Here is a 25,398-nt window from a genome sequence, read left to right as displayed (position 1 = left end):
TTTTACTAACTACAACCGATTCTTCTTGAAAGGAGGAGATGCCCAGTGAGCGCTAAACCCGAATGGGCAGACAAAGATTATTATGCGGATCTGGGGGTCTCCTCGTCCGCAGACCAAAGCGAGATCAAGCGCGCGTACCGCAAGCTTGCCCGCGAAAACCACCCCGATACCCACCCCGATGACCCCGCGGCAGCGGACCGGTTCAAGCGGGTTGCGGAAGCATACGATGTGCTTTCCGATGCCTCCGAGCGCAAAGAATACGACCAGTTCAAGGCCATGCTGCGTAATGGCGGTGGCTTTGGACGGAACGGAGGCGCCGGCTTTCCCGGCGGGTTTCGATCCACGAACATGGGTGGACAAGGTGCGCAAGACTTCGACCTCTCGGACCTCTTCGGAGGAGCCACTGGAGGATCGTCTCAAGGCGGCGGTTTTGGGGATATCTTCGGTAGCGTTTTCAACCGCAGCGGTAGTGCTGGCCACTCAGCTAAACCGTCGCGGGGGGCCGACGTCGAAACGGAAATAACCCTCGATTTCCGCGAGGCCGCCAAGGGGACCACCATCCCGCTGGCCTTAAGCGGTAATGCGCCGTGCACCACGTGCCACGGCTCGGGTTCTTCCTCCGGCAAGACCTCAACGTGCGGGACCTGCAATGGCTCCGGGTACACCTCGGAAAACCGCGGTGCCTTCGGCTTTTCCGCCCCGTGCAAGGATTGCGATGGCACGGGCCGCCGCATCCCAGATCCATGTTCGGATTGCAACGGCACCGGAACGGTGCACCGTACCCGGAATATCACGGTCCGCATCCCCGCCGGCGTCATCGACGGCCAAAAGGTCCGCATCGCCGGCCAAGGCGAGGCTGGCCCGAATGGCACCCCGGCCGGTGACCTCTTCGTTGCGGTCACCGTTAAGCCCGACAAGGTCTTTACCCGCGACGGCGACGATATCCACATCACCGTCCCCGTCTCGTTTGCCGAGCTCGCCCTAGGTGACACCATCACGGTTCCCACCTTGGACAGCCCGGTCCGTGTGAAGATCCCCGCCGGTACCCCGGATGGTCGCACCTTGCGCGTGCGTGGGCGCGGCATTGCCAAGCGCGCCGGTAAGGCCGGCGACCTCTTGGTGAGCGTGCAGGTCACCGTGCCTTCCAAGCTCGATGCTGCGGCCTCCAGCGCCCTGCGTACCTATGCACAAGCCGAAAAGGACTCTGGCTTTAATCCCCGCGCAGGCTGGGCCGGCGCGGAGAGCAATTAAGGCAGGAGGTGCATTGCACAATGAGTACTGGAAAGGCAGAAGGCTCCGCTACTGCGGTCTACGTCATTTCCGTGGCCGCCGAGCTTTCCGGGATGCACGCCCAAACCCTGCGCACCTATGACCGCATGGGTTTGGTCTCCCCGGCCCGCACCCGGGGCGGCGGCCGCCGTTATTCGGATCGCGATATTGAACTGCTCCGCAAGATTCAGGCGCTCTCGCAAGACGATGGCGTCAATCTCGCCGGCATCAAATCCATCATCGAGCTAACCGAGGAACGCGACCAGCTCGAGGCTGAACGCGATGCGCTTGCCGATGAAGTCCGTGCCCTCCGCGACCAACTCGCCGCCGGGCAGCGTTCGGGGGCACAACACCCCCAAGCCCAGGGGCAGCACACCCGCGGCGCACAAGGCCCGCAAGGCCCACAAGGCTCGCAGGCCCCAGTGTGTTCCCAGCGCAGCGGTGAGCTCGTCCACGTCCCGCGGTCTACCTCCGTGGTGATGTGGAGCCCGCGCACCGCGCGCGATCGCAAACGCAATCGCCGAAACAACGGCGGCTAAACCGGCTAAACCGCCCAATTCGTCCTGCGGACGAGAAACCTCAACTAAAACCCTCCATACCTTTTACGGCATAGCGCCCGCACAGGTATGGAGGGTTTATCTCTGCCCAAAAGCCCTTCACCTCCGTGGTTCCTCCCTCGGTGCTCTCTCTCGGCGCATTCGCGGGAGCCCTCTCGGTGCCCATCGGCGCCTACCCGTTCCCGCGTCCTCTCGCAGTCGCTACGCCTTCACCCTGGAAATGTCGCGCCCGCACAACCGGACTTTGGCCTGTGAAGAAATGTTAATTTCTCACCCCTATTTTGTGCGAGATGCGAAAAAGTGCATTACTATGGCCGGAAAGCAGGTGAGATACGCCACGGTAGAGCGCCTGCAGTGGTCCGGGCCATAACCGGCAAGGACCGCACCTGGCAAGAGCCACAGTCGAGATTTCTGCACGAGAGGACACCACCATCATGACTTTGTACGCAGCACCCGGAACCGAAGGGGCCATCGTCAACTACCGCGACCGCTATGACAATTACATTGGCGGTAAGTGGGTACCGCCAGTCGATGGCGAGTACATGGACAACATCAGCCCCGTGACCGGTGAAGTATTTTGTCAGGTGGCCCGCGGCAAGGAAGCCGATGTTAATGCGGCTATCGATGCCGCGGAAAAGGCCTTCGCCACCTTTGGCAAGACCACGCCAGCAGAGCGCGCGCTCTTGCTGCACCGCATCGCGGACCGGATTGAAGAGAACCTGGAAAAGATCGCCGTCGCGGAAACCTGGGAAAACGGCAAGGCCGTCCGCGAGACCTTGGCCGCCGATATCCCACTGGCCGTTGACCACTTCCGCTACTTCGCGGGCGCCATCCGCGCGCAGGAGGGCCGCCTGTCCCAAATCAGCGAAGACACCGTGGCCTACCACTTCCACGAGCCGCTCGGCGTGGTCGGCCAAATCATTCCGTGGAATTTCCCGCTGCTTATGGCTTCCTGGAAGATCGCACCGGCCCTGGCCGCCGGTAACTGCATCGTTCTCAAACCCGCGGAGCAAACGCCAGCATCCATCCTCTTGCTCATGGATATCATCGGCGACCTCCTCCCAGACGGCGTGCTCAATATCGTCAACGGTGTGGGCGAGGAAGCTGGTGCGGCATTGTCGGGTTCGGACCGCATCGCCAAGATCGCGTTCACCGGATCCACCCCAGTGGGCAAGCTCATCAATAAGGCCGCCGCGGACAAGGTCATTCCGGTCACCCTGGAACTCGGCGGCAAATCGCCGTCCATCTTCTTCAAAGACATCATGGATGAAGATGACTCCTACCTAGAAAAGTGCGTCGAGGGATTCGTCATGTTCGCCCTCAACCAGGGCGAGGTCTGCACCTGCCCATCGCGCGCGCTGGTCCATGAGGATATTGCTGATAAGTTCTTGGAGCTCGCCATCGAGCGCGTCAAGAAGATCAAGATTGGCCACCCGTTGGATACCGAAACCATGATGGGCGCCCAGGCCTCTCAGGAGCAGATGGACAAGATCACCGAATACCTCAAGATCGGCCCAGAAGAAGGCGCGGAAACGCTCACCGGCGGCCACGTGAACAAGGTCGAGGGCCTCGAAAACGGCTACTACATCGAGCCCACGGTCTTTAAGGGCAGCAATGAGATGCGCATCTTCCAGGAGGAAATCTTCGGGCCAGTGCTCTCTGTGGCGACCTTCAAGGACTACGAAGAGGCCATCGAGATCGCGAATACCACCAACTTCGGCCTCGGCGCCGGCGTGTGGTCGCGCCAGCAAAACATCTGCTACCGCGCCGGGCGCGATATTCAGGCCGGCCGCGTGTGGGTCAACCACTACCACGACTACCCGGCACACAGCGCCTTCGGCGGCTACAAGGAATCCGGCTTGGGCCGCGAGAACCACTTGATGATGCTTGGCCACTACCAGGAAACCAAGAACATGCTGGTCTCGTACTCCGACGTCCCCGCAGGCCTGTTCTAAACCCACAACCGGCGCCCCACAGCCTGCGCTAATCCGGCCTGGATTCTCCGGCAGCCACCGTGCCCAAACCGCGCAGGAACTGCGGATCCTCCCAATAGGACCCGTGGTCCCCGGGCAGGCCATCCGCGCCGGGGAGGGGAGTGGCGCCAAAGGACTGGGTGGTGGGATCCGGGCCGTGGATTCCGCTCAGTGGCCCCGTCGCGATAGCGATGGGGTCATTGTCATTAGTCGCCGCCCACACGGTGCCGTGCAGCTCGCGGGCGTGCTGCGCGCTGGTGCCGGGGCTGCCCACGAACACGATATCGGAGGCGATATCCTCCTCGCGTGCCGCATATCCGGTCACGACGGAGCCATAGGAATAGCCCACCACCGTTCGCTTCGCACCTGGATACCGCTTGCCGATGCCCCGCTGAAACCGCACCAGCTCCTGCCCCGCCGCCCGCGCGGGATCGGCGTGCACGGCGCGCGGCAAACTCGACGGCGCCTGGTAACCCAACCACACGGCGGCAGGACCACCACTCGCCTTAGCAATATTGCGGCCACGGTCCACGGCGCGCTGCCAGGTGGTGGGGTCGGAGGAGTGTACGCCTTCGACAAACGTGGTCACGGACGCAGGCTCCGTGCGAAAGCCCTCCGGATCCACCAGCGCCACCAGCCGGCCGGGGCTGGTCTCCACGATGCGCATATCGGGATTATCCGCGGCCAGCTGCGCCACGCGGTCGCTGGCTTGGGCGAGGTTAATCTCGTGGATGGTATCGAGGGGGAGATCGGCAAAATCCTCCAGCCGCTTAGGCGGTTCCGCCCCGGCCGGCGTGCAGAGGGCGTCGATTTCTTGGGAGCAGAGCCAATCGAGGGCATCGCCAAGCGCGCGCACCTCCCGCAGTTGCACGGCCCCGGCCAGCGCGGCGGGGCCAGAAAGCTCGTCGATCTTGCCCAAAATGGAAATGATCCGCGCCTCCACCCCCTCGCGCCAGGCCTGCAAGTCCGCGTGTCGGTCGAGCACCTCGATGACCCGCTCCATCTGCTCAAGGGGGCTACTCAGCCACTCGGTAGCCTCGGCCAAACCGGAGCGCGCCGCCACGCCCGCGGGGCCACCCAGCGATAGCGAGCGCCAATCGTGGTGCGAGTCCATATAGTGAGTGTGCAGGCCAGAGCGATCCGCGGCGAGCTGCGCGGCGCTGTGGCGCAGGGCAGTCGATAAATTCATCGCGCCCTCCCCAAGTTCGCAGCCAGTGAGGAATCGAGCGCGCGGGCGCGATCCAGAAAGTCGTGGAGGCTGCGCAGGTGCTGGGAAACGGTGGCATCGCTAAGCTGCTGCGTCTCAGACCATTGCGCCACCGCGCGCTGGAGGGAAGCGGACGTCCGAGAGGCCACGCTTAAGTGCGCCCCCGGCAACGCCGCCGCCGGCCGCGCCCTCAACGTGCGTACATGTACGGGAAGGTGTTCAGGAATATCTACATAAGTCATGGCCTTAAGCGTGGCCGCTGCGGGCTGTGGCCGCGAGGGCAAAACCGCCAACCTGTGGATAACTAGGTGACGCTGCACTAAGTTGGGATTTATGAAAGTAGCAGCAGTGCAATTGACGTCTACCGGCAGCATCGAGGAAAACCAAGAACTCGCCCTGGATAAAATCCGCGAGGCCGCGGCGGCGGGCGCGCGCCTTATCGTGCTGCCCGAGGCCACCTCGCAGAACTTCCGCTCGGGCCGCCTGGACGAGCAGGCGCAGAACCTCGAAGGCCCGTTCGCCACCGCGATTCAGGAAGCCGCGGAGGAATTGGAGGTCACCGTCGTCGTTGGCATGTTCTGCCCAGCCGATACCGTCGAGCGCGAGGATAAGACCATCAACCGCGTATCCAATACCGCGCTCGTCGCAGGCCCTGGCGTGCTGGGCGGCTACGAGAAAATCCACACCTACGATGCCTTTGACTACCGCGAATCCGATACGGTGCAGCCCGGGGAGTCCTTGGTGACCTTTGACGTCGATGACCTTACCGTCGGCGTCGTGGTCTGCTACGACATCCGCTTCCCAGAGCAGTTCAAGGAGCTTGCGCGCGAGGGAGCGCAGCTCATCGTCGTGCCCACCAGCTGGGCGGATGGCCCCGGAAAGCTGGAGCAGTGGCGCCTGCTCACGGCGGCGCGGGCGCTGGATTCCACCAGCTATATCCTCGCCGCGGGCCAATCCCGCCCGGGCGGCAACGCGGAGGCCGGGACTCCCTCGGGACCGACCGGCATCGGGCACTCCACCATCGTCGATCCCAACGGCGTGCGCGTGGCAGAAGCCGGCTACGAAGACGAGATCCTCTACGCCGATATCGACCCGCACGAAGTAGCGAAGACGCGCCGCTCCCTGCCGGTGCTAGAACTCAACGACTAAGACTGCGCCGCATAATCCTCTGGCAGCCACTCCCTGTCGCGGCCCCAGCTGTGGCTCAAGATCCACTGCTTGCCGATGCCCCTTTTCTCCAACCCCCTCCTTCCTTCCGCTACCTCCTCGGCGCTGCCGAAGAGGGCGAAGTAGGTGGGGGTTCCTGTGGATAACTCAACCTCGTTGACTACTACATCGGTCGGGTCGGGGGAGAGGGTGAGGGTGGCGGCATCGGCAAGCGGCCGTGCCCCCAGCAACCATGGGTCGTTTTCCTGCCGGATGATGCGGCGCAGGCTGAGATCGGGGTAGAGGGCCGCAAGGTTCTGCTGGAAATGCGTGTCATAGTGCGCGCCGGGGCTATCCGCAACGGCAAAAATCTGCAGGTCCAGGTTCTTCGCGAGTCCCTCCTCGCCCGCATCCGCGGCCTGGCGGGCCGCCAGCGCCAAGCACCGCGCCGCCGCCCAGCCCGTGCCATAGGCCACGATGACCAGCCTGCCGCCGCGCAACGCGCGCAGGTCCTGCCAAATGGACCCGGTGGGCCGGCCCAAAGTCCACCAATCGCCCGGCTTGGTATGCGCAAGCGACCGCGAAGCCGCGCTCACCGCGGCGACGTGGAAGACCAGCTGGCCGGTGGCATCGCTTGGCTGAGCTGGGGTGAGCATGCGCCATTGGCCGGGAAGGTACTGGGTGGTGACGGGGAAATACTGCCCCGGCTCGAAGTCGGCGGGCATCCCCGCCTCCACGCGAATGACCGCGGTTTCGCGCGTCGGCCGCTCCACCGCAACCACCTGCCCCGAATACGCCGGCGCCTCCCCGGCCAGGTCCGCCTCGCGCGCCGCGGTGGCCATCTCCGCGCAGACCTCGTGGATGACGGCGCTGGCGAAGTCGTACTGATACCACGTGAGCGCCAACACCCGCAGGCCTTTGATGAGCGCCTCCTCGAACCGCGCATAGACCTCTGCCGGGAAGCCGTGCCTGCGGTGATCGCGGCCGAGCTGCGCGATTTTCTCCCGGACGGCCTCAGGCAACGCAGCCCCAACCCCGGTCCCGGACCCCGCCTTCGTGCCGGCGCTGCTGGGCTCCGCGTGTTCAATCACCCACGCCAATGCGTGCACCATGGACCGGTGGGTGTCCTGCATAGAAAGGGAAAAGACCTGCCGCGCCTCCGGCACCATGAGGAAAAACTGCTCATGCACCGCATCGCGGTAGTCGTCTGCGTACTTCCGGAAGTGCTCGCCCAATTCCCACATGTTTTCCCATCCTAGTGTGCTTGCCTGCCTTTTAGCGTGCACATTATCGTCCCCGCGCTACAGTTCCAGCACCTTGATGACCTCGCGTGCCGCCAAGCGCCCCGCCCGCGTCGCTCCTACCGTCGAGGCAGTCGATCCATATCCGGCGAGGAAACCCCGCGGGTTCGCGGCAGGCGAGACCTCGTTGCGCATGACAATCCCGCCCTTGCGCGAGCGCAATCGCAACGGCGCCAGATGGTCGAGTACCGGACGAAAACCGGTATTCCAAAAGATGACGTCCACCGCCAGGTGCGTGCCCGCCGGGTACGGCTGCCATGCCGCCCCGCTTTCCGATGCCCCCACAAACCCACCGCTCACAGCACCGTCGCCGTCCGCCACCGTCTCACAGTGCGCCGTAGATTCATCGCTCGCCGCAGTCCTGCCACCCGTGGCCGCCCCGTCGCTCGCCGCAGTCCTGCTGCTCGTCGCAGCCTCGCCAAACCGCACGCCGGTCGCATCGATGGCATCGAACATGCCGCGCGAGACCAAAACGCCGCGCTCTACTGCATCCAGGTATTCCCGCCAGGGCGGAATCCCGGTGGTCGAGACCACCGAGGCCGGTGGATTGCCGCTAAAGACCCGCTCGCGGACCTTCTTTTCCACATCCAAACCCCACTGCTTATCGAACTCCGTATCCGTAAAATCCGGTGCCCGCCGCGTGCCCAAGTGGTTTGCGCGATGCCCTCAAGCTCCAATAAAAACTGCACCGCGGATAACCCACCGCCAACGACCAACACGTGCTGGCCTGCAAAACCTTCCGCCGCCGAATAGTCCTTAGTGTGCAGTTGGCGCCCGCCGAAACTACCGATGCCCGGAATATAAGGAATATACGGCCTATCCCACGTGCCGGTGGCGTTAACGATGGTGTCCGCGGAAAACTGCTCGCCGGACTCCAACGTCACGAGAAACGCGCCGCGCGGCTCGGGCTCGTCGTGCGAGGCGTGCGCACCGCGTGGCTCGTCTGGGTTCTCTGTTGCGCGCTCATCGCGCGGGCCGAGCGCGCCGTGGAGATTGCGCGCGCTGTGCGTGCCGGGCAGGGGGCGGACGCTGCGGACGCGCGCCGGGCGGTAGGGCCGCAGCTGAAACTTGTCCTCGTAAGCGCCGTAGTAGGAGGCGACTACTTGGGAGGCGGGGGAGGAGGCATCGGCAAGCGGGGCGGGCATGCCCGGCAGATCCGCGATGTTGTGGGCCTTGCCCAGCGTCAGGGAATCCCACCGGTGACGCCAGGCGCCGCCGGGGGCGGGGTTGGCATCGATAAGCAAAAAGTCTTGGGCGGGGATAAGCCCGCGGGAGGTGAGCTGGTGGGCCGTCGCCAAGCCTGCCTGGCCCGCGCCGATGATGATGCTGAGGTAGTGCTCCACCGTGCCATTGTAGCGGGGGTGAAAATGCGCCGTATGTTGTGGCTCACTAGATGGTAGGTAATGTACTTTTTATCTGCGAGCTCTCTACAAGTGAGCGGCCTGTCATAACTGCACAGCTAGAAAGGATTCCCATGGAAGATTTTTCCGCTTATACCCTCATGCTGGACGTGGGTTGGATTTCCTTACTCATGGTCATCGGCAATATTTTGCGCCACCAAGTGAAGTTTATCTTCCAGGACTTATTGCTGCCTGCCCCCATTACCGCCGGCCTGATTGGCCTGCTCGTCGGCCCCAACGTGCTGGGCTGGATCAACTTCTCCGATAACCTCGGCGATTACACCTCCATCCTCATCGCCGTGGTCTTTGCCTCGATGGCCTATTCCATGGAAGTCGGCGGCAACATGGGTAAGGGCGCGCGCAATATGTGGGGCTATTCCACCATGATGTTCACCGGCCAGTGGGGCCTGTTCATCGTGCTCGGCCTGCTCTTCTTCGCCCCAGTCTTTGATACCCCCAACTGGTTCGGCATGATGCTGCCGGTTGGCTTTACCGGTGGCTTCGGCACGGCCGCCGCTGTGGGTGGCGCGCTGGAGGGCGTCGGCGCCGAGGCGGCAGCGTCATTGGGCTTTACTTCCGCGACCGTCGGCACGCTGGCCGCGATTATCGGCGGCGTTATTGCTGGTAACTGGGGCATCCGCAAGGGCAAGGTGTCCTACGTGCCCAAGGAGCTGCCGGAAGAGATTCGCCGCGGCTACATCAAGAACCTGGCTGATCGCCCCTCCCTTGGTCGCGCCACCACCAACCCTTCTTCCATCGAGCCGCTAGCGCTGCACTTCGGCTTCATCATCCTCACGGTCATGACGGCGTACGGCGTCAATAAGGGCATTTCCAGCATTTGGGAAAATGTTTCCATTCCGCTCTTTGCGATGTCCATGGTTATCGGCCTCATCTTCCGCGCCATCATGAACTTCGTCGGCGCCGAGGATTATCTGGATAAGGATTCCGTATCCTCCATCTCCGGTGCTGCTACCGACTACCTCATTGCCTTCGGTGTGGCCGCCATCGTTCCTGCTGCTATCGCTTCCTACTGGCAGGCGCTGCTGGTGCTGTTTATTTTGGGCACCATCTTCTGTAGCTTCTTCCTGATGTGGTTCCCCGCCGAGTTCTTTGGCGAGCGTTGGATCGAGCGCGGTATCTTCGGCTGGGGCTGGGCGACGGCCACCGTTGCTACCGGCATCGCCGTGCTCAAGATCGTCGACCCGAAGCTGAAATCCGGCACGCTATCTGAATACGGCATGGCCTATATCGGCTTCGGCCCGTTCGAGATTTCGTGGACCATTATCGCGCCGATGGCTGTGATGTACGGATTTACCGGCGCGTTCGGTGCCGTCTCGCTGGCCATTTCCATCGGTGTGTACCTGACATTCAAATTCATGGGTCTGCTTCCGCCGCGCGGCACGATTTTCAAAGAGGGCATCGGCCACGTGGGCCAGAAACAAGAAACCTAGCCTTCACAAATCCACCCTGCGCAGCTACTCTGCGCAAGCCGGGCTCCCACATTTTTGGTGTGGTGGCCCGGCTTTGTCGTGCCGCGCCCTGCTGGGGCTCCGTCACGCTCAGGCCGTCGGCTGCAAACTTCCCGCCTCATGGAGGTTGTCGGCCGGAACCTCTCTGCCTCGCTGGAACCCGGTTTGAACCCAGCTTCGGCAGTGCGGCGTGCTCACTCCTATGCCGGCAGGACTTGGGTAGAACTTTTGCTGCATGACGGCAACGCTGGGGAGCATAGCGTGGGAAGTTGAGCCGGGTGGACTCAAAAAATTTGGGTTGAGTGGAATAGGCTCAACTTTATGTGCGTTATACCAAGTGAATCCTTAAAATGGACGAATAAATCTTAGAAGGAGAAACGTACACATGAGTTCTTTTAACCCCACCACTAAAACACAAGAGGCGCTGCAGGAAGCCCTGCAGACTGCGTCTGCGAATGGCAACCCGGATATCCGCCCGGCGCACCTGCTGGCGGCTATCCTTGGGCAGGAAGGCGGCATCGCCGCGCCGGTACTCAAGGCCACCGGCGTTGACCCGGATACCGTGCTGAAGGAAGCGCGCGAGCTGGTTAACTCTTATCCCAGCGCCGAGGGCTCCAATATGTCCAACCCGCAATTCAACCGGGATGGCTTAAACGTACTGACCAAGTCGCAGGAATTGGCGGGCGAGCTTGGCGATGAGTTCGTGTCCACCGAAGTCCTCCTCGCCGCTATCGCCGGTTCGAAGACCGACGCCGCCGAGTTGCTGACCGGCCGCGGCGCAACCTACGACGCCATCAAGGGCGCCTTCCCCTCCGTGCGCGGGGCCGCCAAGGTGACCTCGGAGAACCCGGAGGACCAATTCCAGGCCCTGGAAAAGTATGCCACCGACCTCACCGCGCGGGCGCGCGAGGGCAAGATCGACCCGGTCATCGGGCGCGATCAGGAAATCCGGCGCGTCGTCCAGGTGCTCTCGCGCCGGACGAAGAATAATCCGGTGTTGATTGGTGAACCGGGCGTCGGCAAGACTGCGATCGTCGAGGGCCTGGCCCGGCGCATCGTGGCTGGCGACGTCCCCGAGTCCCTGAAGGGCAAGACGCTCATCAGCCTGGACCTCGGCTCCATGGTCGCCGGCGCCAAGTTCCGCGGCGAGTTCGAAGAGCGCCTTAAGGCTGTGCTGGATGAAATCAAGCAATCTGAGGGCGAAATCATCACCTTCATCGATGAGTTGCACACCATCGTCGGCGCCGGCGCTACCGGCGAAGGCTCCATGGATGCTGGCAACATGATTAAGCCCATGCTGGCCCGCGGTGAGTTGCGCCTCGTCGGTGCAACCACGTTGGATGAGTACCGCAAGTACATCGAAAAGGACGCCGCCCTCGAGCGCCGTTTCCAGCAGGTCTACGCCGCAGAGCCGTCCGTGGAAGACACCATCGGTATCCTGCGCGGGCTCAAGGAGCGCTACGAGGTGCACCACGGCGTGCGCATCATGGACTCCGCCTTGGTGTCTGCAGCGGAGCTATCGAACCGCTACATCACCAACCGCTTCCTGCCGGACAAGGCCATCGACCTAGTCGATGAGGCTGGCTCCCGTCTGCGCATGGAAATCGACTCCTCGCCGCAGGAAATCGATGAGCTCGAGCGCATCGTTCGCCGCATGGAGATCGAGGAGCTCGCGCTGAAGAAGGAATCCGACGCCGCCTCCAAGGACCGCCTGGCCGCCCTGCAGGGCGAGCTCGCGGACCAGCGCGAAAAACTCGGCGAGCTCAAGGCGCGCTGGGCCAACGAGAAGAAGGCCATCGATGACGTGCAGGATATTAAGGAGGAGCTCGACGATCTTCGCCGCCAAGCAGAAATTGCCGAGCGCGACGGCGACCTCGCCCTAGCCTCCGAGATCAACTACGGCAAGATACCGCCGCTGGAAAAGGACCTGGCAGCAGCCGAGGAAAAGGCTGCCGCCCAGCGCAATACCATGCTGGATGAGGAGGTTAGCCCGGACACTATCGCGGAGGTCGTTTCCGCGTGGACCGGCATTCCCGCCGGCAAGATGCTGCAGGGTGAGACCGAGAAGCTGTTGAATATGGAATCGGTATTGGGCGAGCGGGTCGTCGGCCAGCGCGAGGCCGTGACTGCCGTCTCCGATGCCGTGCGTCGCTCCCGCGCGGGCGTGGCTGACCCCAACCGCCCGACCGGTTCCTTCCTCTTCCTCGGCCCCACCGGCGTGGGTAAGACGGAGCTGGCCAAGGCGCTGGCGGACTTCCTCTTCGACGATGAATCCGCCATGGTGCGCATCGATATGTCCGAATACGGCGAGAAGCACTCCGTCTCCCGGCTCGTCGGTGCCCCTCCGGGATACGTCGGCCACGAGGCCGGCGGCCAGCTCACCGAGGCCGTGCGGCGTCGGCCTTATACGCTCGTGCTTTTCGACGAAGTGGAAAAGGCCCACCCCGACGTCTTCGACGTCCTCCTCCAGGTCCTGGATGAGGGGCGGCTTACCGATGGCCAGGGGCGCACCGTTGACTTCCGCAATACCGTCATCATCCTAACGTCCAACCTGGGCGCCGGCGGTACGAAGGACGAGACCATGGAGGCCGTGAAGCGTGCCTTCAAGCCGGAGTTCATCAACCGCCTCGATGATGTGGTGATGTTCGAGCCGTTGTCGGAGGAGCTGCTGCGCGGCATCGTGGACATCCAGCTGCGCGGTCTTACCGAGCGCCTGGAGGCCCGCCGCCTGACGCTGCAGGTATCCGATTCCGCCAAGTCCTGGTTGGCCGACCGCGGCTATGACCCCGCCTACGGTGCCCGCCCGCTGCGCCGGACCATTCAGCAAGCTATCGGTGACAAGCTGGCGAAGAAGCTATTGGCTGGCGAAATTGCCGATGGCGATACCGTCCACGTCGACGTCGCCGATGGCGGCGCGGAGCTAGACATCTCCGCTCGCTAAAATATCGGGGCGAAAAATAATGCTCATGCCTTTAGACTGGAAGGCATGAGCATTTTAGTTTCCCCGCAGGAACTCAAAGAATCCATCTACCACGGCGATCGTTTCACCCTCCTCGGCACCCACTGGCAGCCCAAGACGGGCCAAAGCTTCATCGACTTTGCATCCCAGCACATCCCCACCGCGCTTTTCGGCGATACCGGCGCGGCCTTCGTCGGCCTTCCCGGCTCGCGCAATGGCCGCAACCCGCTTCCCGATGAAGACAAGCTGCAAGCCTGGATCCGTTCTTGGGGCCTGCAGGAAGACCGCCCCGTGGTGGTCTATGACGAGGGCCGCGGGCTGTTCGCCGGCCGCGCGTGGTGGACGCTGCGCTGGGCAGGCCTGACGGATGTGCGCATCCTCGATGGTGGCCTGGAAAATTGGCTCGAGCACGGTTACCAAACCTTGACCGGCCCGGGCAATATTGCGGTCGGCTCGACGTTCGAGGTCACTCCCGGCCAGCTACCTACCGCCACGATTGATGACGTCCGCAAGCATGATGGCGTGCTTATCGATACGCGCTCCAGCAACCGCTTTGCCGGTCGCCGCGAAAACCTAGATTTGAAGGCAGGCCACATCCCCGGTGCGGTCAATATTCCCGAGCGCCTCTTCCACAACGATGGGGTGCGCACGTTGAAGTCTCCGGATGAAATCCGTGAGGTGCTGGCCGCGGCTGGGCTGACCCAGGAAAACACCAAGGACGCAATCATCTACTCCGGTTCGGGCAACCACTCCGCGCTGGCCCTCGCGGCGATGGAAGACGCCGGATTCACCGGCCTGCGCCACTACATCGGCGGCTGGTCGCAGTGGTCTGCAGACCCGACCAACCCGGTGGAACGCGGGGATAGGACTTCGGTTAACGATTAATCCCAATTAATCGCTCCGACTCCGACTGGTACCGGCACCGTGGGGTGCCGGTACCTATTATTATCGGGAGATGATGGCTTCTTTATTCCTGATTTTCGCGCTCGTACTCGGCATCGCCGGTGGCTTTTTGCTGTACTACGACCGCACGCAGCGCGCCACCGATGCCCAGCGAGACACCGCATCCCAGCAGGACACCGATTTCCACCACGACACGGATACACAGCGGCAGGACACCGCTGCAGACGATTCCGATAATTCGGCGGCGGAACAATCTCAAGGCGAGAAGCCCCAACACAACGGGAAAGACCGGGACGCCCAAGGAGACCAGGACACCTGGGCAGAATTGGGCACTCGGGAAGACCAGGGCGCGCCCTTCCGCGCAGCTACCAACACGGACGACACTGACCATGCTGACGGCAGTGACCAGGATGCCGAAGGCACCCCAGACACCGAAGGCACTGCGGACACCGAAGGCGCCCCAGACACCGATGCGGTCGCAGAACCTGAAGATGAAGCCGGTGCTGAATCCTCCTCCAGTTTCGCGGCAAAGTACTCGCCGTCCCCCGATATTGAATCCGATTCTTCCTCCGCTACCTCTTCAGGGCGTCACCATCGCACTGCAGACGATGCGCACCGCAGCGCCAGCGACACCCGCCGTGCCAGCGAGTCCGAAGCTCTTTCGGAAAATGATGTCGTAAAGGGCAACACAACCGACGCCACAACCGCAGGCCCTGCATCCGGTGCAGACGGTGCCGGCAGGGCCAGCAGCAACGGCAGTATCGACAGCAACGACAGCAACGACACTGACGGCACTAACGAGAGCGTCGACAGTGCTCACACCGCAGGCAACACTGAAAAGGTGTCGGAAACTGATCCGGATTTTGCCCCAGCTTCTGGCGCAGGCTCTGGCATTCATCCTGCTGCGGGCTCAGCTGAAGATACGGAATCGGATGCGGATGCCTCCTCCGACGAGGCGGGCCAGAAGGGAACTGAAGAGCAACCGGAAGCTCACGCGAAGCCTAAACCTGTGGGAAGGCCGCGGCCGCTTATCCCTGGCACCATTCGCCGGGAGCGCAAGAATTGGGCGGAAACCCGGGGCTTTGAGTACATGAAGTCGGACCAGTACCTTGTCGATGAATGGACGAGGGGAGTCGCCTCCTCTGGCGCCGCGCCGAAAGACATCGTCGCCGGCAACGTGTACGGCCACGAAATGCTGCTGATGGATATCGACGGCGTCAATGTGATGGCGATGAGGACGGGGGCGGCATCGGATGTGGTCATTGATTTCCAGCGCTTCGACAGCCAAGAGCCCGAGATGTCGGAGGACCTGCTTTTGGCCATGAACATCGAGGGGTTTGAGGTATATTCCTCCGATCGCGGCGTGACGGAGCGGATGGTGGACGAGCGCGTGCGCATCGCGCTGCAGCGCATGCCGCAGGTGGTGTCGGCGCTGTGGCTGGAGACCGAGTGGGTTTTGGCACAAACCACCAAGCATTCGCGTACCGCGGATTGGGAAGCAATGCTCCCGCCGCTAGCTTTGCTTGCCGATGCCGCCCGCGTCCTCCCACCCCGCTCCTCCTCCGTGCACACCATTCACCTCGAGGACCTAGACCCAGCCAGGGAAATCCCCGCCGCGCCTGTGGTTGAAGCAGTGGGAGGCACAACGTCGGTGGGACAGCCGGAGTTTTCCCGGCCGGTCATCCAAAGGCCGGAGGAACCATTGGATATGCCGTCGCGCACGTACTCCGAGACCCGCGGCCCGGTTGAGCACACGGCGATCGGGGCGGACGAGGTCGATGCCATTGCCGATGGCAATGAGCGCCCCACCCCCGATTCAGGCGCCGCCCGCCTGCCGCGCCGGCAATTCGGGGAGGCTTCCATCTTCGGTGACACTTTTGGCAGCGCTTTTGGCGGCTCTTTCAGCGGCGGCCTCGGCGATGCCTCCCCAGGCCCGGGCAAAGACGCGGCGAAAGATATGACCAAAGACGCGGCCAAGAACGCGGCCAAAGACGCGGCCGAAGGTTCAGCCGAAGGCTCGTCCACGGGCCCATCCAGAGATTCTTCTCGAGGTAGTTCCAGAAACGCCAGTGGCCCAGCCGCTGCACGCGATAAAGACTGCCAGGACGAGTCGGGGCCGCGGCAGGGGGAGTAGCCTAGAATGTTGCGTTGGCCCACATAGCCAGGACTTTCCTCATATGCCGAAGAAAACTCTAAAGAAGGAGCAATGCGATGACTGAAGTGCACCTGCAAGAAGACAAGAAGAAGCGTCTCGCGGAACTGGTCAAGGAGCTTGCCGTTGTGCACGGCAAGGTGACTTTGTCCTCGGGCAAAGAGGCCGATTACTACGTTGATTTGCGCCGCGCGACCTTGCACCACGAAGCCTCCCGCCTCATCGGTTCCTTGCTCCGCGAGCTCACCGCTGATTGGGATTTTGCGGCCGTGGGAGGGCTCACCCTCGGCGCGGATCCGGTTGCCACCTCCATCATGCATGCCGATGGCCGCGATATCGACGCCTTCGTCGTGCGCAAGGAAGCCAAAAAGCACGGCATGCAGCGCCGTATCGAGGGCGCGGATGTGGCTGGAAAGAAGGTGCTGGTCGTCGAGGACACCACCACGACCGGCAACTCGCCGCTCACGGCAGTCGCCGCATTGCGCGAGGCCGGGGCAGAAGTAGTAGGCGTGGCTACCGTCGTTGACCGCGCTACCGGCGCCGAGGATGTCATCTCGGCCGAGGGCCTTGAGTACCGTTCCCTGCTTGGCTTGGGTGACCTTGGACTCGCGTAACGAGATGGAGCAGGACGCACAGACTGGGCACGACGCGCAGACTGGGCAGGGTGTGCGCGGCGAGAGTACTGCTCAACCAGAGCAGCAGGAGCAGCAGGAGCAGCGAGAACAGCGAGAGCAGCCCGAGGAGGCGAAGGGTCCGACCGAATGGAATGAGGGCCGGCACGGCGTGGGGCCCTGGGAAGGGCCCTGGCCGGAAGGGCCGGAGGCGGACAAATACGATCCGGAGCTGCTGCGTGAGGGCGACCGTCGCAATGTCGTCGACGCGTATCGGTATTGGCGGAGGGAGGCGATTAAGGGGGACATCGATAAGCGGCGGCACAGCCTGCATATCGCCATTGAGAACTTTGAAAATGACGCCAATATCGGCACCGTCGTGCGCACCGCCAACGCCTTTGCCGTCGATACCGTCCACATTGTGGGGCGGCGCCGGTGGAACCGCCGCGGCGCCATGGTGACGGATAGGTATCAGCATCTGCGGCATCATGAGAGCGTCGATAAACTTATTGCCTGGGCGTCTGAGGAAGACCTCACGGTCGTGGCCATTGATAACACCCCCGGTTGCGTGCCCCTCGAAACGGCCGAGCTACCGGAACGCGCCCTGCTGCTATTCGGACAAGAAGGCCCCGGAGTAAGCGCCGCTGCGCAAGACGCCGCCCTGATGACCTGCTCCATCGCGCAATTTGGCTCCACGCGGTCCATCAACGCTGGCGTGGCCGCGGGCATCGCCATGCATGCCTGGATCCGGCAGCACGCCGATCTGAACAATTCCTGGTAAGAGATCGTTACACTAACTGTAATAAACCTTGCTACTGGAGTGATAAAGAAAACGTGGAAGAAAAGTGGGCCCACCGCGCCGAACTCGCGGAAACCGCCATCGATGAGCGCCATGCGCATTCCGTATGGGGCCTGCCGCGAACCAACCTCGCCATCGTCAGCTGGCCGCCCACCACGAAAGAAAAGCTCCTCGTGCACTGGCATTACTGGTGGCAAGCGCACTACCTCGACTGCCTCGTCGATGCCGCGGAGCGGAAGAACACCAAGGTCCTCCGCCAGCGCATCCTTGATACCACGCGCGGGATTCGCGTCCGGAACCTGACGCAGCTGACCAAGAATAAGTACTTCGATGACAAGGCCTGGCTCGCGCTTGCTTTCGGGCGTGTGGGCGAGGTGAAGAAGATGAAACCGCCCAAGGCGTTGGCATCTTTGCAGCGCAATATCACCGAGGGGCTCGATGATTCGCTGGGGATATTGCCGTGGCGCGATGGCGAGAACTTCATGAATGTGCCTGCCAACGGTCCTGGTGCCATCATGCTGGCGCGGATGGGAGAAATCACCGCGGCTCGCCGCATCGTTGACTGGGTCTACGACAATTTGGTCAATGAAGATGGCTTCATCATGGACGGCGTGCGCATGCGCATGGACGGCCCCGAGATCGTCAAACAAGTCCACCCGTACTGCCAGGGCGTGATGCTCGGGGCATGCCTGGAGATTGTGTTGGCGATGCGGGAGGAGTCGAGCATCGGCAAGCTGGAGCAGATCGACAGCGTTTACGAGGCCGAACTGGCTTCCGAGATGATGAGCTACATCATCAAGATCCGTGGCCTGGTGCAGGCTATTGCCTCCGGGATGGCGACTCCCTCCGGCGTCGTGGATTGGGAGACCGGTGATGGTGACGGCGGCCTGTTTAAGGGCATCCTGATGCGCTATCTTGCCGATGTCGCCGTGCGCCTGCCCGGGGATTCGCCCGCCAACCGGGCTACCAAGAAGCTGGCGACCCGGATGGTCGTGGCGTCTGCCGAATCCGTGTGGGAGCACCGGCTCGAGGTTGATGGCCTGCCAATTTTTGGCTCTGACTGGACTGCCGATGCCCGGCTTCCCCACAACTACGGCTTCGGGCACACGACCGTGAGTGAAAAGATGGGCATCATTCGCGTGGATGAGCGCGACCTATCCGTGCAGCTGTCTGGCTGGATGCTCTTGGAGGCGTGCGCCCGGGTGGCGCGGGACCTGCACGAAAATTCAGGCCGCGATTAACCGCGCTATTGCTCCTCTCTGTGGGTGATCTTCTCTGTGAGGTTTGCCGAGTGGAACGCCGCAGTGTTGAGAGGCGGATTGTAAACACAGGAAATGTCACAGAAATTTTACGGCGGGATTCCGGAAATGTGGGCATAATTGGCTGTTGGAACGTGTTTGACCGCAATCCCAGTTAAGGATGGAATTTCATGCCAATTGCAACCCCCGAGGCGTATAACCAGATGCTGGACACCGCGAAGCAGAACGGCTTCGCGTTCCCGGCCATCAACTGCACCTCATCTGAAACGATCAACGCAGCACTGAAGGGCTTTGCCGAGGCAGAGTCTGACGGCATCATCCAATTCTCCACCGGTGGCGCAGAGTTCGGCTCTGGCCTCGCGGTCAAGAACAAGGTTAACGGTGCTCTGGCGCTAGCCGCTTTCGCACACGAGGCTGCGAAGCACTACGGCGTTAATATCGCCTTGCACACCGACCACTGCCAGAAGGAAGTTCTGGACGATTACGTTCGTCCGCTGATGGCTATTTCTCAGGAGCGCGTTGACCGCGGTGAGAACCCGCTCTTCCAGTCCCACATGTGGGACGGCTCTGCTATTCCGATCGATGAAAACTTGGTCATCGCCCAGGAGCTTCTGGAAAAGGCGAAGAAGGCACACATCATTCTCGAGGCAGAGATTGGTGTCGTTGGCGGCGAAGAAGACGGTGTCGAGGCTAAGGCCGGCGATAACCTGTACACGACTCCGGAAGACTTTGAAAAGACCATCGATGCCCTGGGCACCGGCGAGAAGGGCCGCTACTTGTTGGCCGCTACCTTCGGTAACGTGCACGGCGTCTACAAGCCGGGCAACGTGAAGCTGCGCCCCGAGGTCCTGCTGGAGGGCCAGAAGGTTGCGCAGAAGAAGCTCGGCCTGAGCGAGGGCGAGCACGCCTTTGACTTCGTCTTCCACGGCGGCTCCGGCTCCGAGAAGGAGAAGATTGAAGAGGCGCTGCGCTACGGCGTCATCAAGATGAACGTGGACACCGATACCCAGTACGCGTTTACCAACCCAGTGGCCCGCCACATGATGGAAAACTACGACGGCGTGTTCAAGATTGACGGCGAGGTAGGAAACAAGAAGGTCTACGACCCACGCTCTTACCTGAAGAAGGCAGAGCAGGGTATGTCCGAGCGAGTCATCGAGGCATGCCAGGACCTCCACTCCGTGGGCAAGACCACCGCCAAGTAGGCCCGACCCTAAACTAGGCCCATACTGAGCCGACGCCGAACGCGTGATTGCAGTGCGATTGCCGTGCGATCGCGCAGCAGGCACGACGAAGTAGCCGCTTCTCCCCTCTGTGGGAGGCGGCTTTTCCTATTTCTGGGCCTATCCCTGGACCTATCTCTTAGTCTGACTGTGGGGCGCGAGCATGTGGCGGGGCCTTTGCCGGAGATGAGCCAGTCAAGCTATGCCAGCCAGGGCAGTCAGGTAAGCCAGATCAGTCAGATAAGCCAGATTGGGAAGAGTAGGCAGAAAGGGAGGCTGGCCAGGCCGCGTGGAGACGACAGGCTCAGCGATCCCGGTGGACTAGGCGGACCAGATGGACTGGATGGACTGGATGGGTGAGGGCTAGGCGGAACTCCTCGTTGGGCGTGGTGAATGGGCGGGCGAGGGGATAAACCGCGGGTTACCGCTCCACGGCGGGATCCAGGCGATGCGGCCCTCGATGCGGACCATGCGCCCGCGGGCGGTGGGGCGGGAATCATCATCTTGATTCACCGCATTGTGATGGGCACAGAGCGTTACGAGGTTTTCTTGGTTCGTGGGACCGCCGGCGGCCCAGGCGGTGAGGTGGTGGACTTGGGCGTCATCGGCAGGCGTGGAGCAGCCGGGCCACGCGCAGATGGGATGCTCCGCGCGGGCTAGCATGCGTTGCTTCCAGCTGGCCATGCGCTCGGTGCGATACAGGTTTACCGCGCCGTGCTCGGGGTGGACCAAGCTGACGTAACCGCGCTGGGCGAGGGTGCGGGCCACGAGCTGGGCGCCGGACATGCGTGCGCCGTTGGAAAGCTGAAGCATGATGTCATCACCCTGGCTAGCAGTGATGCGATCTAGTTGGTCAAGGGTGATGATCACGTTGGTGTGCACCGCGGGGAGTGCGCCGGGATTGCCCTCGAGGATTACCTGCTTGGCTGCGGCGAGCGGGTTTTCCTTATCCACGGAGGCGAGAACGCCTTTGATATCTGCGATATCGGTGGGATCTGCGGTGATGGAGATGGTGTGGGGACCATCGGGGCGTCGGGTATAGCGCACGCCGTGGGAGGGACGCTTGGCGGGGTTGAGCTGTTTGAGGCGCTTCTTTGCGATCGCCGGAATCAGGTGGGCTTCTGCGCGGCAGAGCTCCAGGCGGAGATCCCAACTGCGGTTGGTGTCTTTAACGCGGTGGGCGAAAGACTCGATGCTTTCAAGCACTGCGAGGTCGTGGCCGCGGGAACGGGCGGCCTCGCAGGCGAGGCGTTGCTTGCGGCTATTGGAGGTGCGGCCGAAATACGTGTGTTGGAGGCGGGCGAGTTGCGCGGCGAGGAGCTGGCTGGCGCCGGCCTCGATGAGCTCTTGTTCGGAGCATCCCTGAAACTCGGCGACGAGGTCCACACCGCGACGGCAAAGTTGTAAAAATTCTGTGTTCACGGCTCCTGACCGTAAAAGCGGCACGGGTACACAGCAATGGATGTGCAAGGCGAAACGGCAAATCTGTGGAATTCTCGCGCTGCGGGGGTCGCTGGGGCGCGCAATTAGCGCGTTATCCACAACCTGGCGCGGGCCGGGATGCGGACGCACGGGGGCGGTGGTAGAGGGAGGTCTTCTATGCTGGAGGTCATGTCGGAAGCGAAACAAAGAGTCTCAACGAGGCAAATGCTGCGGGTGGTGGACCGCTCAGTAGTATCGCGCCTGCAACGCATCCGTTCGCGCTTCGTTTATATAATCCAGGCCACCGTGGGTGCCGCATTGGCGTATTGGGTGGCAAGCTCCGTCGTTGGGCATCCGCAGCCGTTCTTCGCGCCCATCTCGGCCGTCATCATCCTGGGGCTTTCGGGCGGGGACAGGATGAAAAGGGCGGTGGAGATGTCGCTGGGCGGCATCGTCGGCGTGGCCTTGGGTGATCTGCTCTTCCAAGTGGTGGGGCAGGGCCCGTTCCAGATCCTGTTCATCGTGGGAGCGGGCCTGGTGGTGGGGTCCTTTATTACGAAATCGCCGCTGGTATCCAACCAGATTGTCTTTGGATCCATCCTTATTGCCACGATTTTTCCGCCCACCGAGGGGCCGGGTGGCCTGCACCGGGCCATCGACGCGATGATTGGTTCCGGCATTGGGCTTATCACGATCGCGCTTATCCCTAATTCGCCGTTGAAGGAGGCTCGGCGCGAGGTGTCGAAGGTGCTGAGGATTGCCTCGAGCATTCTTAACGACGTCACGCATGGCATCCGCGATACCAATCCCGAGATCATTCGCGACGCCCGCGATGCGGTGCGCGGCACGCAAAATGACGTGAATACGCTGTTGAGCGCGGCGCAATCGGGCAGGGAGGCATCGGAAGTATCGCCGCTTTTGTGGACCTCGCGCAGGAATATTCGGTCCCTGGAGCGCATCCTCTTGCCGGTAGATAACGCGGTGCGCGGGGTGCGGGTGCTTTCGCGCCGCGCGCTTGTGCTTACCGAAGACGGCGATACCGTGTCCGATAAGCAGCTAGAGCTCCTAGAAGAACTATCAGAAATTATCCTCGCGGTGGGAGAACTCTACGGCCGCCAAAAGCGGGATCACGATGAGGCGATAGAGATACCCGAGCTGGTGCAGCGGCTGCGCTACGTGGGCGGCCAAGCGGGCATGGATCTTATCGAAGAAGATGCGACGCTTTCCGCATATACGATCCTCGCGCAGACGAGGTCCATCGTGGTGGACATGCTCATGGTGTGCGGGCTTTCGCGCGAGTCTGCCGTCGCGCACCTGGTTCCTACCTCTTCGCATCCGGCATTCCCGCCGGAGGTGTGGGGGCGCGATGATAAACCGAGTGATAAGCAGAAGGGGCAGGACTAGCAGGACCCCTCCCCGCATATCCGCCGAGCGGGGCGCTTGCCGAGTTGCGCGAGCTGAGTCAACCGAGGGCCGAGTCAGCGGAGACGGGGTGAGCTGGCTGAACCGGCGTGAGCTGCGAAGGAGGCTAGGGGCGCACGACTTGGAGGTCGCGCAGGTGGCGGTAGAAGGTGACGCGGGTGAGGGGGCGTTTGTGGGGGATGGCATCGACAAGCACGCGCAGCTGGGGGCCGCCCGCCTGGACGGCGCGGCCGGTGTGGACGGAGTCTGGGTCGAGGCGGCCGGGCTTGCGCAGCAGGGAGCGCAGGCGACCTTCGGGCTCGACTGGAGAGGTTGCGCGGGCCGCCAGGATGCCCGGGGCGTCGGTCATGGGGACCAGCCGCGCGCCGAAAGTGCGGCGGCCGGAGGCAGCGAGGGTAGCGTCATCGATGATGATTTCACCGGTAAGCGGGCCATTGGACCAATCCGAGATGGTTGCCGAGCCGGCGACGGCCTGTCCAGAATCGTTGCGGATGAGCGGCACCGGGCGAACCGGGGCGGTGCGGGCGAGCTCGAGGGCCTCCTGCGGCGCGGCGGGCAGGCCCCAATTGGCGGCGGCGGCCGACTCGCCCGTGGGGATGAACGCGACCTCGGCCCACAGGTTATCGGCGCGCATAAGCCGAGTGATGACGGCGTTCAGCGCCGAATCCGAGCCCGCGACGACGACGCGCAGGCGGTCCTCTAAGTAAGGCTCCTGCGGGGCGGCGGCAGGGGCGCCGAGGTGGCGGACATCGGGCTGCGCGGCGATATCGTCAAGCGAAGGCGTGGGGTCGTGGGGGAGGAGGTTGGTGGCGGCGGCATCGACAAGCGCGAGCTCCTTGCGGGAAGGAACGGCCGAAAGATCATAGGCCTCTGCGGGCAAATCAACGTCGGGGGCGCCGCAGCGGAGGAACAAAAAACGCATGCACAACATGCTACGTGGGCTATTGCGGCCAGAAAAGTGTAAGGTAAATGCGTATTTTGGCTTCAATAATGAGGAAGTGACTTAAAAGATGGCAGCGATCGTCATTGTCGGCGCCCAATGGGGCGACGAAGGCAAGGGCAAGGCTACCGATATCCTCGGCGGGAAAGTTGACTACGTAGTCAAGCCGAACGGCGGCAATAACGCCGGGCACACCGTCGTGGTCGGCGGTGAAAAATACGAGCTAAAGCTCTTGCCCGCTGGGATTCTTTCTGAAAATGCCATTCCCGTGCTGGGCAATGGTGTGGTGATTAACCTCGAGGCGCTCTTTGATGAGATTGATGGCCTGGAAGCGCGTGGGGCGAATGCCTCCCGCCTGAAGATTTCCGCGAACGCGCACCTCGTGGCTCCGTACCACCAGACTCTCGACCGCGTGCAGGAGCGTTTCCTGGGCAAGCGCGCCATCGGTACCACCGGCCGCGGCATCGGGCCGACCTATGCCGATAAGGTCGCGCGCATTGGCATCCGCGTGCAGGATGTTTTCGACGAGTCCATCCTGCGCCAGAAGGTCGAGTCCGCGCTGGAGATTAAGAACCAGATGCTGGTGAAGATGTACAACCGCAAGGCCATCGAGGCCGAGCAGATTGTGGAGTACTTCCTGAGCTACCGCGAGCGCCTGCGCCCCATGGTCATCGACGCCGAGCTCGAGCTGAACCAAGCGCTTGCTGATGGCCACAATGTACTCATGGAGGGCGGCCAGGCCACCATGTTGGACGTTGACCACGGCACCTACCCGTTCGTAACTTCCTCGAACCCGACTGCGGGTGGGGCATCGGTTGGCTCTGGCATTGGGCCGACGCGGATTAAGACCTCGTTGGGTATTATCAAGGCCTATACCACCCGCGTGGGTGCCGGCCCGTTCCCCACCGAGCTGTTTGATAAGTGGGGCGAGTACCTGCAGACCACCGGCGGTGAGGTCGGCGTGAACACCGGCCGCACACGCCGCTGCGGTTGGTACGATTCCGTGATTGCTCGCTACGCCACGCGAGTAAACGGGTTTACGGATTACTTCTTGACCAAGCTCGATGTGCTGACCGGCATCGGGGAGATTCCTATCTGCGTGGCTTATGACGTCGATGGCAAGCGTTACGACGAGATGCCCATTACCCAGTCTGAGTTCCACCACGCCGAGCCCATCTTTGAGACCATGCCCGCGTGGGAAGAAGACATTACGGGCTGCTCGACCTTTGAAGAGCTCCCCCAAAAGGCGCAAGACTACGTGCTGCGCTTGGAAGAGCTATCCGGCTGCCGCATCTCCTACATCGGCGTCGGTCCCGGCCGCGACCAGACCATTGTGCGCCACGATGTCATGGAGGATCAGTAGGCAGAGGCGTTACGTCGCTGCCG

General features: G+C 62.5%; 19 protein-coding genes and 1 pseudogene. 14 read left to right on the top strand and 6 right to left on the bottom strand.

Going from position 1 to position 25,398, the window contains the following annotated elements:
• The first annotated feature begins 45 nt into the window (after nt 1-45).
• From dnaJ to EL217_RS10140, 3 genes are all read left to right on the top strand, one after another.
• Entirely contained in the window at nt 46-1,251 is a 1,206-nt protein-coding gene (gene dnaJ, locus EL217_RS10150) for a molecular chaperone DnaJ (protein ID WP_005279391.1), read from the top strand.
• Nucleotides 1,252-1,271: 20 nt separating this feature from the next.
• Complete coding sequence (locus EL217_RS10145; protein WP_126319897.1) at nt 1,272-1,808, top strand: heat shock protein transcriptional repressor HspR; 537 nt, start codon at nt 1,272-1,274, stop codon at nt 1,806-1,808.
• Between the two features lie 452 nt (nt 1,809-2,260).
• Nucleotides 2,261-3,781 (top strand): aldehyde dehydrogenase family protein, encoded by a 1,521-nt coding sequence (locus tag EL217_RS10140; protein WP_126319896.1) that lies wholly within the window; start codon nt 2,261-2,263, stop codon nt 3,779-3,781.
• A 28-nt stretch (nt 3,782-3,809) separates the two neighbouring features.
• On the opposite strand, the gene EL217_RS10135 is transcribed toward EL217_RS10140, so the two are convergent.
• Nucleotides 3,810-4,988, bottom strand: coding sequence for an alpha/beta hydrolase (locus tag EL217_RS10135; protein WP_126319894.1), 1,179 nt, complete (start codon nt 4,986-4,988; stop codon nt 3,810-3,812).
• On the bottom strand, nt 4,985-5,248 hold the full coding sequence (locus tag EL217_RS10130) for a hypothetical protein (protein ID WP_232018295.1): 264 nt from the start codon (nt 5,246-5,248) through the stop codon (nt 4,985-4,987). The genes EL217_RS10135 and EL217_RS10130 overlap by 4 nt, the downstream gene beginning before the upstream one ends.
• A 91-nt stretch (nt 5,249-5,339) precedes the next feature.
• Here EL217_RS10130 and EL217_RS10125 point away from each other — a divergent pair, with 91 nt between their 5' ends.
• Nucleotides 5,340-6,155, top strand: a complete 816-nt coding sequence (locus tag EL217_RS10125; RefSeq protein ID WP_126319890.1) for a carbon-nitrogen hydrolase family protein — start codon at nt 5,340-5,342, stop codon at nt 6,153-6,155.
• Here the strand turns inward: EL217_RS10125 and EL217_RS10120 are convergent.
• Both EL217_RS10120 and EL217_RS11490 read right to left on the bottom strand, forming a co-directional pair.
• A complete protein-coding gene (locus tag EL217_RS10120) occupies nt 6,152-7,396 on the bottom strand; it encodes a 2-polyprenylphenol hydroxylase (protein ID WP_126319888.1) in 1,245 nt (414 codons plus the stop codon). The genes EL217_RS10125 and EL217_RS10120 overlap by 4 nt on opposite strands.
• A gap of 57 nt (nt 7,397-7,453) precedes the next feature.
• A pseudogene (locus EL217_RS11490) lies at nt 7,454-8,796 on the bottom strand (NAD(P)-binding domain-containing protein).
• A gap of 131 nt (nt 8,797-8,927) precedes the next feature.
• Between EL217_RS11490 and EL217_RS10110 the strand changes: the two are divergent.
• From EL217_RS10110 to fbaA, 8 genes are all read left to right on the top strand, one after another.
• Entirely contained in the window at nt 8,928-10,304 is a 1,377-nt protein-coding gene (locus EL217_RS10110; RefSeq protein WP_035108524.1) for a sodium/glutamate symporter, read from the top strand.
• Nucleotides 10,305-10,707: 403 nt separating this feature from the next.
• Nucleotides 10,708-13,263, top strand: a complete 2,556-nt coding sequence (gene clpB / locus EL217_RS10105; RefSeq protein ID WP_126319886.1) for an ATP-dependent chaperone ClpB — start codon at nt 10,708-10,710, stop codon at nt 13,261-13,263.
• A gap of 45 nt (nt 13,264-13,308) precedes the next feature.
• Nucleotides 13,309-14,166, top strand: a complete 858-nt coding sequence (locus tag EL217_RS10100; protein ID WP_126319884.1) for a sulfurtransferase — start codon at nt 13,309-13,311, stop codon at nt 14,164-14,166.
• A 70-nt stretch (nt 14,167-14,236) separates the two neighbouring features.
• Nucleotides 14,237-16,318 carry a hypothetical protein gene (locus tag EL217_RS10095; protein WP_126319882.1) on the top strand — a complete coding sequence of 694 codons (2,082 nt, stop codon included), beginning with the start codon at nt 14,237-14,239 and terminating at the stop codon, nt 16,316-16,318.
• A 77-nt stretch (nt 16,319-16,395) separates the two neighbouring features.
• Nucleotides 16,396-16,950 (top strand): orotate phosphoribosyltransferase, encoded by a 555-nt coding sequence (gene pyrE / locus EL217_RS10090; RefSeq protein ID WP_126319880.1) that lies wholly within the window; start codon nt 16,396-16,398, stop codon nt 16,948-16,950.
• 4 nt (nt 16,951-16,954) lie between these two features.
• The gene (locus EL217_RS10085; protein WP_232018413.1) at nt 16,955-17,728 is read left to right on the top strand and encodes a TrmH family RNA methyltransferase; all 774 of its coding nucleotides are present in this window, start codon (nt 16,955-16,957) and stop codon (nt 17,726-17,728) included.
• 53 nt (nt 17,729-17,781) lie between these two features.
• Nucleotides 17,782-18,987 carry a glycoside hydrolase family 76 protein gene (locus EL217_RS10080; RefSeq protein WP_126319878.1) on the top strand — a complete coding sequence of 402 codons (1,206 nt, stop codon included), beginning with the start codon at nt 17,782-17,784 and terminating at the stop codon, nt 18,985-18,987.
• Between the two features lie 188 nt (nt 18,988-19,175).
• A complete protein-coding gene (fbaA, locus tag EL217_RS10075) occupies nt 19,176-20,210 on the top strand; it encodes a class II fructose-bisphosphate aldolase (protein ID WP_005279414.1) in 1,035 nt (344 codons plus the stop codon).
• Between the two features lie 381 nt (nt 20,211-20,591).
• Here the strand turns inward: fbaA and EL217_RS10065 are convergent, their stop codons facing one another.
• Nucleotides 20,592-21,650, bottom strand: a complete 1,059-nt coding sequence (locus tag EL217_RS10065) for an HNH endonuclease signature motif containing protein (protein ID WP_232018293.1) — start codon at nt 21,648-21,650, stop codon at nt 20,592-20,594.
• A gap of 177 nt (nt 21,651-21,827) precedes the next feature.
• Here EL217_RS10065 and EL217_RS10060 point away from each other — a divergent pair, with 177 nt between their 5' ends.
• On the top strand, nt 21,828-23,054 hold the full coding sequence (locus EL217_RS10060; protein WP_126319876.1) for an FUSC family protein: 1,227 nt from the start codon (nt 21,828-21,830) through the stop codon (nt 23,052-23,054).
• A 124-nt stretch (nt 23,055-23,178) separates the two neighbouring features.
• Here the strand turns inward: EL217_RS10060 and EL217_RS10055 are convergent, their stop codons facing one another.
• Entirely contained in the window at nt 23,179-23,994 is an 816-nt protein-coding gene (locus tag EL217_RS10055) for a hypothetical protein (protein WP_126319873.1), read from the bottom strand.
• An 88-nt stretch (nt 23,995-24,082) separates the two neighbouring features.
• On the opposite strand from EL217_RS10055, the gene EL217_RS10050 reads away from it, so the two are divergent.
• Complete coding sequence (locus tag EL217_RS10050) at nt 24,083-25,375, top strand: adenylosuccinate synthase (protein ID WP_005284989.1); 1,293 nt, start codon at nt 24,083-24,085, stop codon at nt 25,373-25,375.
• Nucleotides 25,376-25,398: the final 23 nt, after the last annotated feature.

This window comes from Corynebacterium segmentosum (genome assembly GCF_900637825.1).
Taxonomy (GTDB): domain Bacteria; phylum Actinomycetota; class Actinomycetes; order Mycobacteriales; family Mycobacteriaceae; genus Corynebacterium; species Corynebacterium accolens.
This window is presented reverse-complemented; position numbering and strand designations above follow the sequence as displayed.

Excerpts from the sequence above, each read along its gene's own strand:
- EL217_RS10140 (WP_126319896.1), top strand. The coding sequence starts at position 2,261 with ATGACTTTGTACGCAGCACCCGGAACCGAAGGGGCCATCGTCAACTAC.
- EL217_RS10050 (WP_005284989.1), top strand. The coding sequence starts at position 24,083 with ATGGCAGCGATCGTCATTGTCGGCGCCCAATGGGGCGACGAAGGCAAG.
- fbaA (WP_005279414.1), top strand. The coding sequence starts at position 19,176 with ATGCCAATTGCAACCCCCGAGGCGTATAACCAGATGCTGGACACCGCG.
- EL217_RS10055 (WP_126319873.1), bottom strand. The coding sequence starts at position 23,994 with ATGCGTTTTTTGTTCCTCCGCTGCGGCGCCCCCGACGTTGATTTGCCC.
- EL217_RS10085 (WP_232018413.1), top strand. The coding sequence starts at position 16,955 with ATGGAGCAGGACGCACAGACTGGGCACGACGCGCAGACTGGGCAGGGT.
- pyrE (WP_126319880.1), top strand. The coding sequence starts at position 16,396 with ATGACTGAAGTGCACCTGCAAGAAGACAAGAAGAAGCGTCTCGCGGAA.
- EL217_RS10130 (WP_232018295.1), bottom strand. The coding sequence starts at position 5,248 with ATGACTTATGTAGATATTCCTGAACACCTTCCCGTACATGTACGCACG.
- EL217_RS10145 (WP_126319897.1), top strand. The coding sequence starts at position 1,272 with ATGAGTACTGGAAAGGCAGAAGGCTCCGCTACTGCGGTCTACGTCATT.
- EL217_RS10110 (WP_035108524.1), top strand. The coding sequence starts at position 8,928 with ATGGAAGATTTTTCCGCTTATACCCTCATGCTGGACGTGGGTTGGATT.
- EL217_RS10095 (WP_126319882.1), top strand. The coding sequence starts at position 14,237 with ATGATGGCTTCTTTATTCCTGATTTTCGCGCTCGTACTCGGCATCGCC.
- EL217_RS10120 (WP_126319888.1), bottom strand. The coding sequence starts at position 7,396 with ATGTGGGAATTGGGCGAGCACTTCCGGAAGTACGCAGACGACTACCGC.
- EL217_RS10125 (WP_126319890.1), top strand. The coding sequence starts at position 5,340 with ATGAAAGTAGCAGCAGTGCAATTGACGTCTACCGGCAGCATCGAGGAA.
- EL217_RS10135 (WP_126319894.1), bottom strand. The coding sequence starts at position 4,988 with ATGAATTTATCGACTGCCCTGCGCCACAGCGCCGCGCAGCTCGCCGCG.
- clpB (WP_126319886.1), top strand. The coding sequence starts at position 10,708 with ATGAGTTCTTTTAACCCCACCACTAAAACACAAGAGGCGCTGCAGGAA.
- EL217_RS10100 (WP_126319884.1), top strand. The coding sequence starts at position 13,309 with ATGAGCATTTTAGTTTCCCCGCAGGAACTCAAAGAATCCATCTACCAC.
- EL217_RS10060 (WP_126319876.1), top strand. The coding sequence starts at position 21,828 with ATGCTGGAGGTCATGTCGGAAGCGAAACAAAGAGTCTCAACGAGGCAA.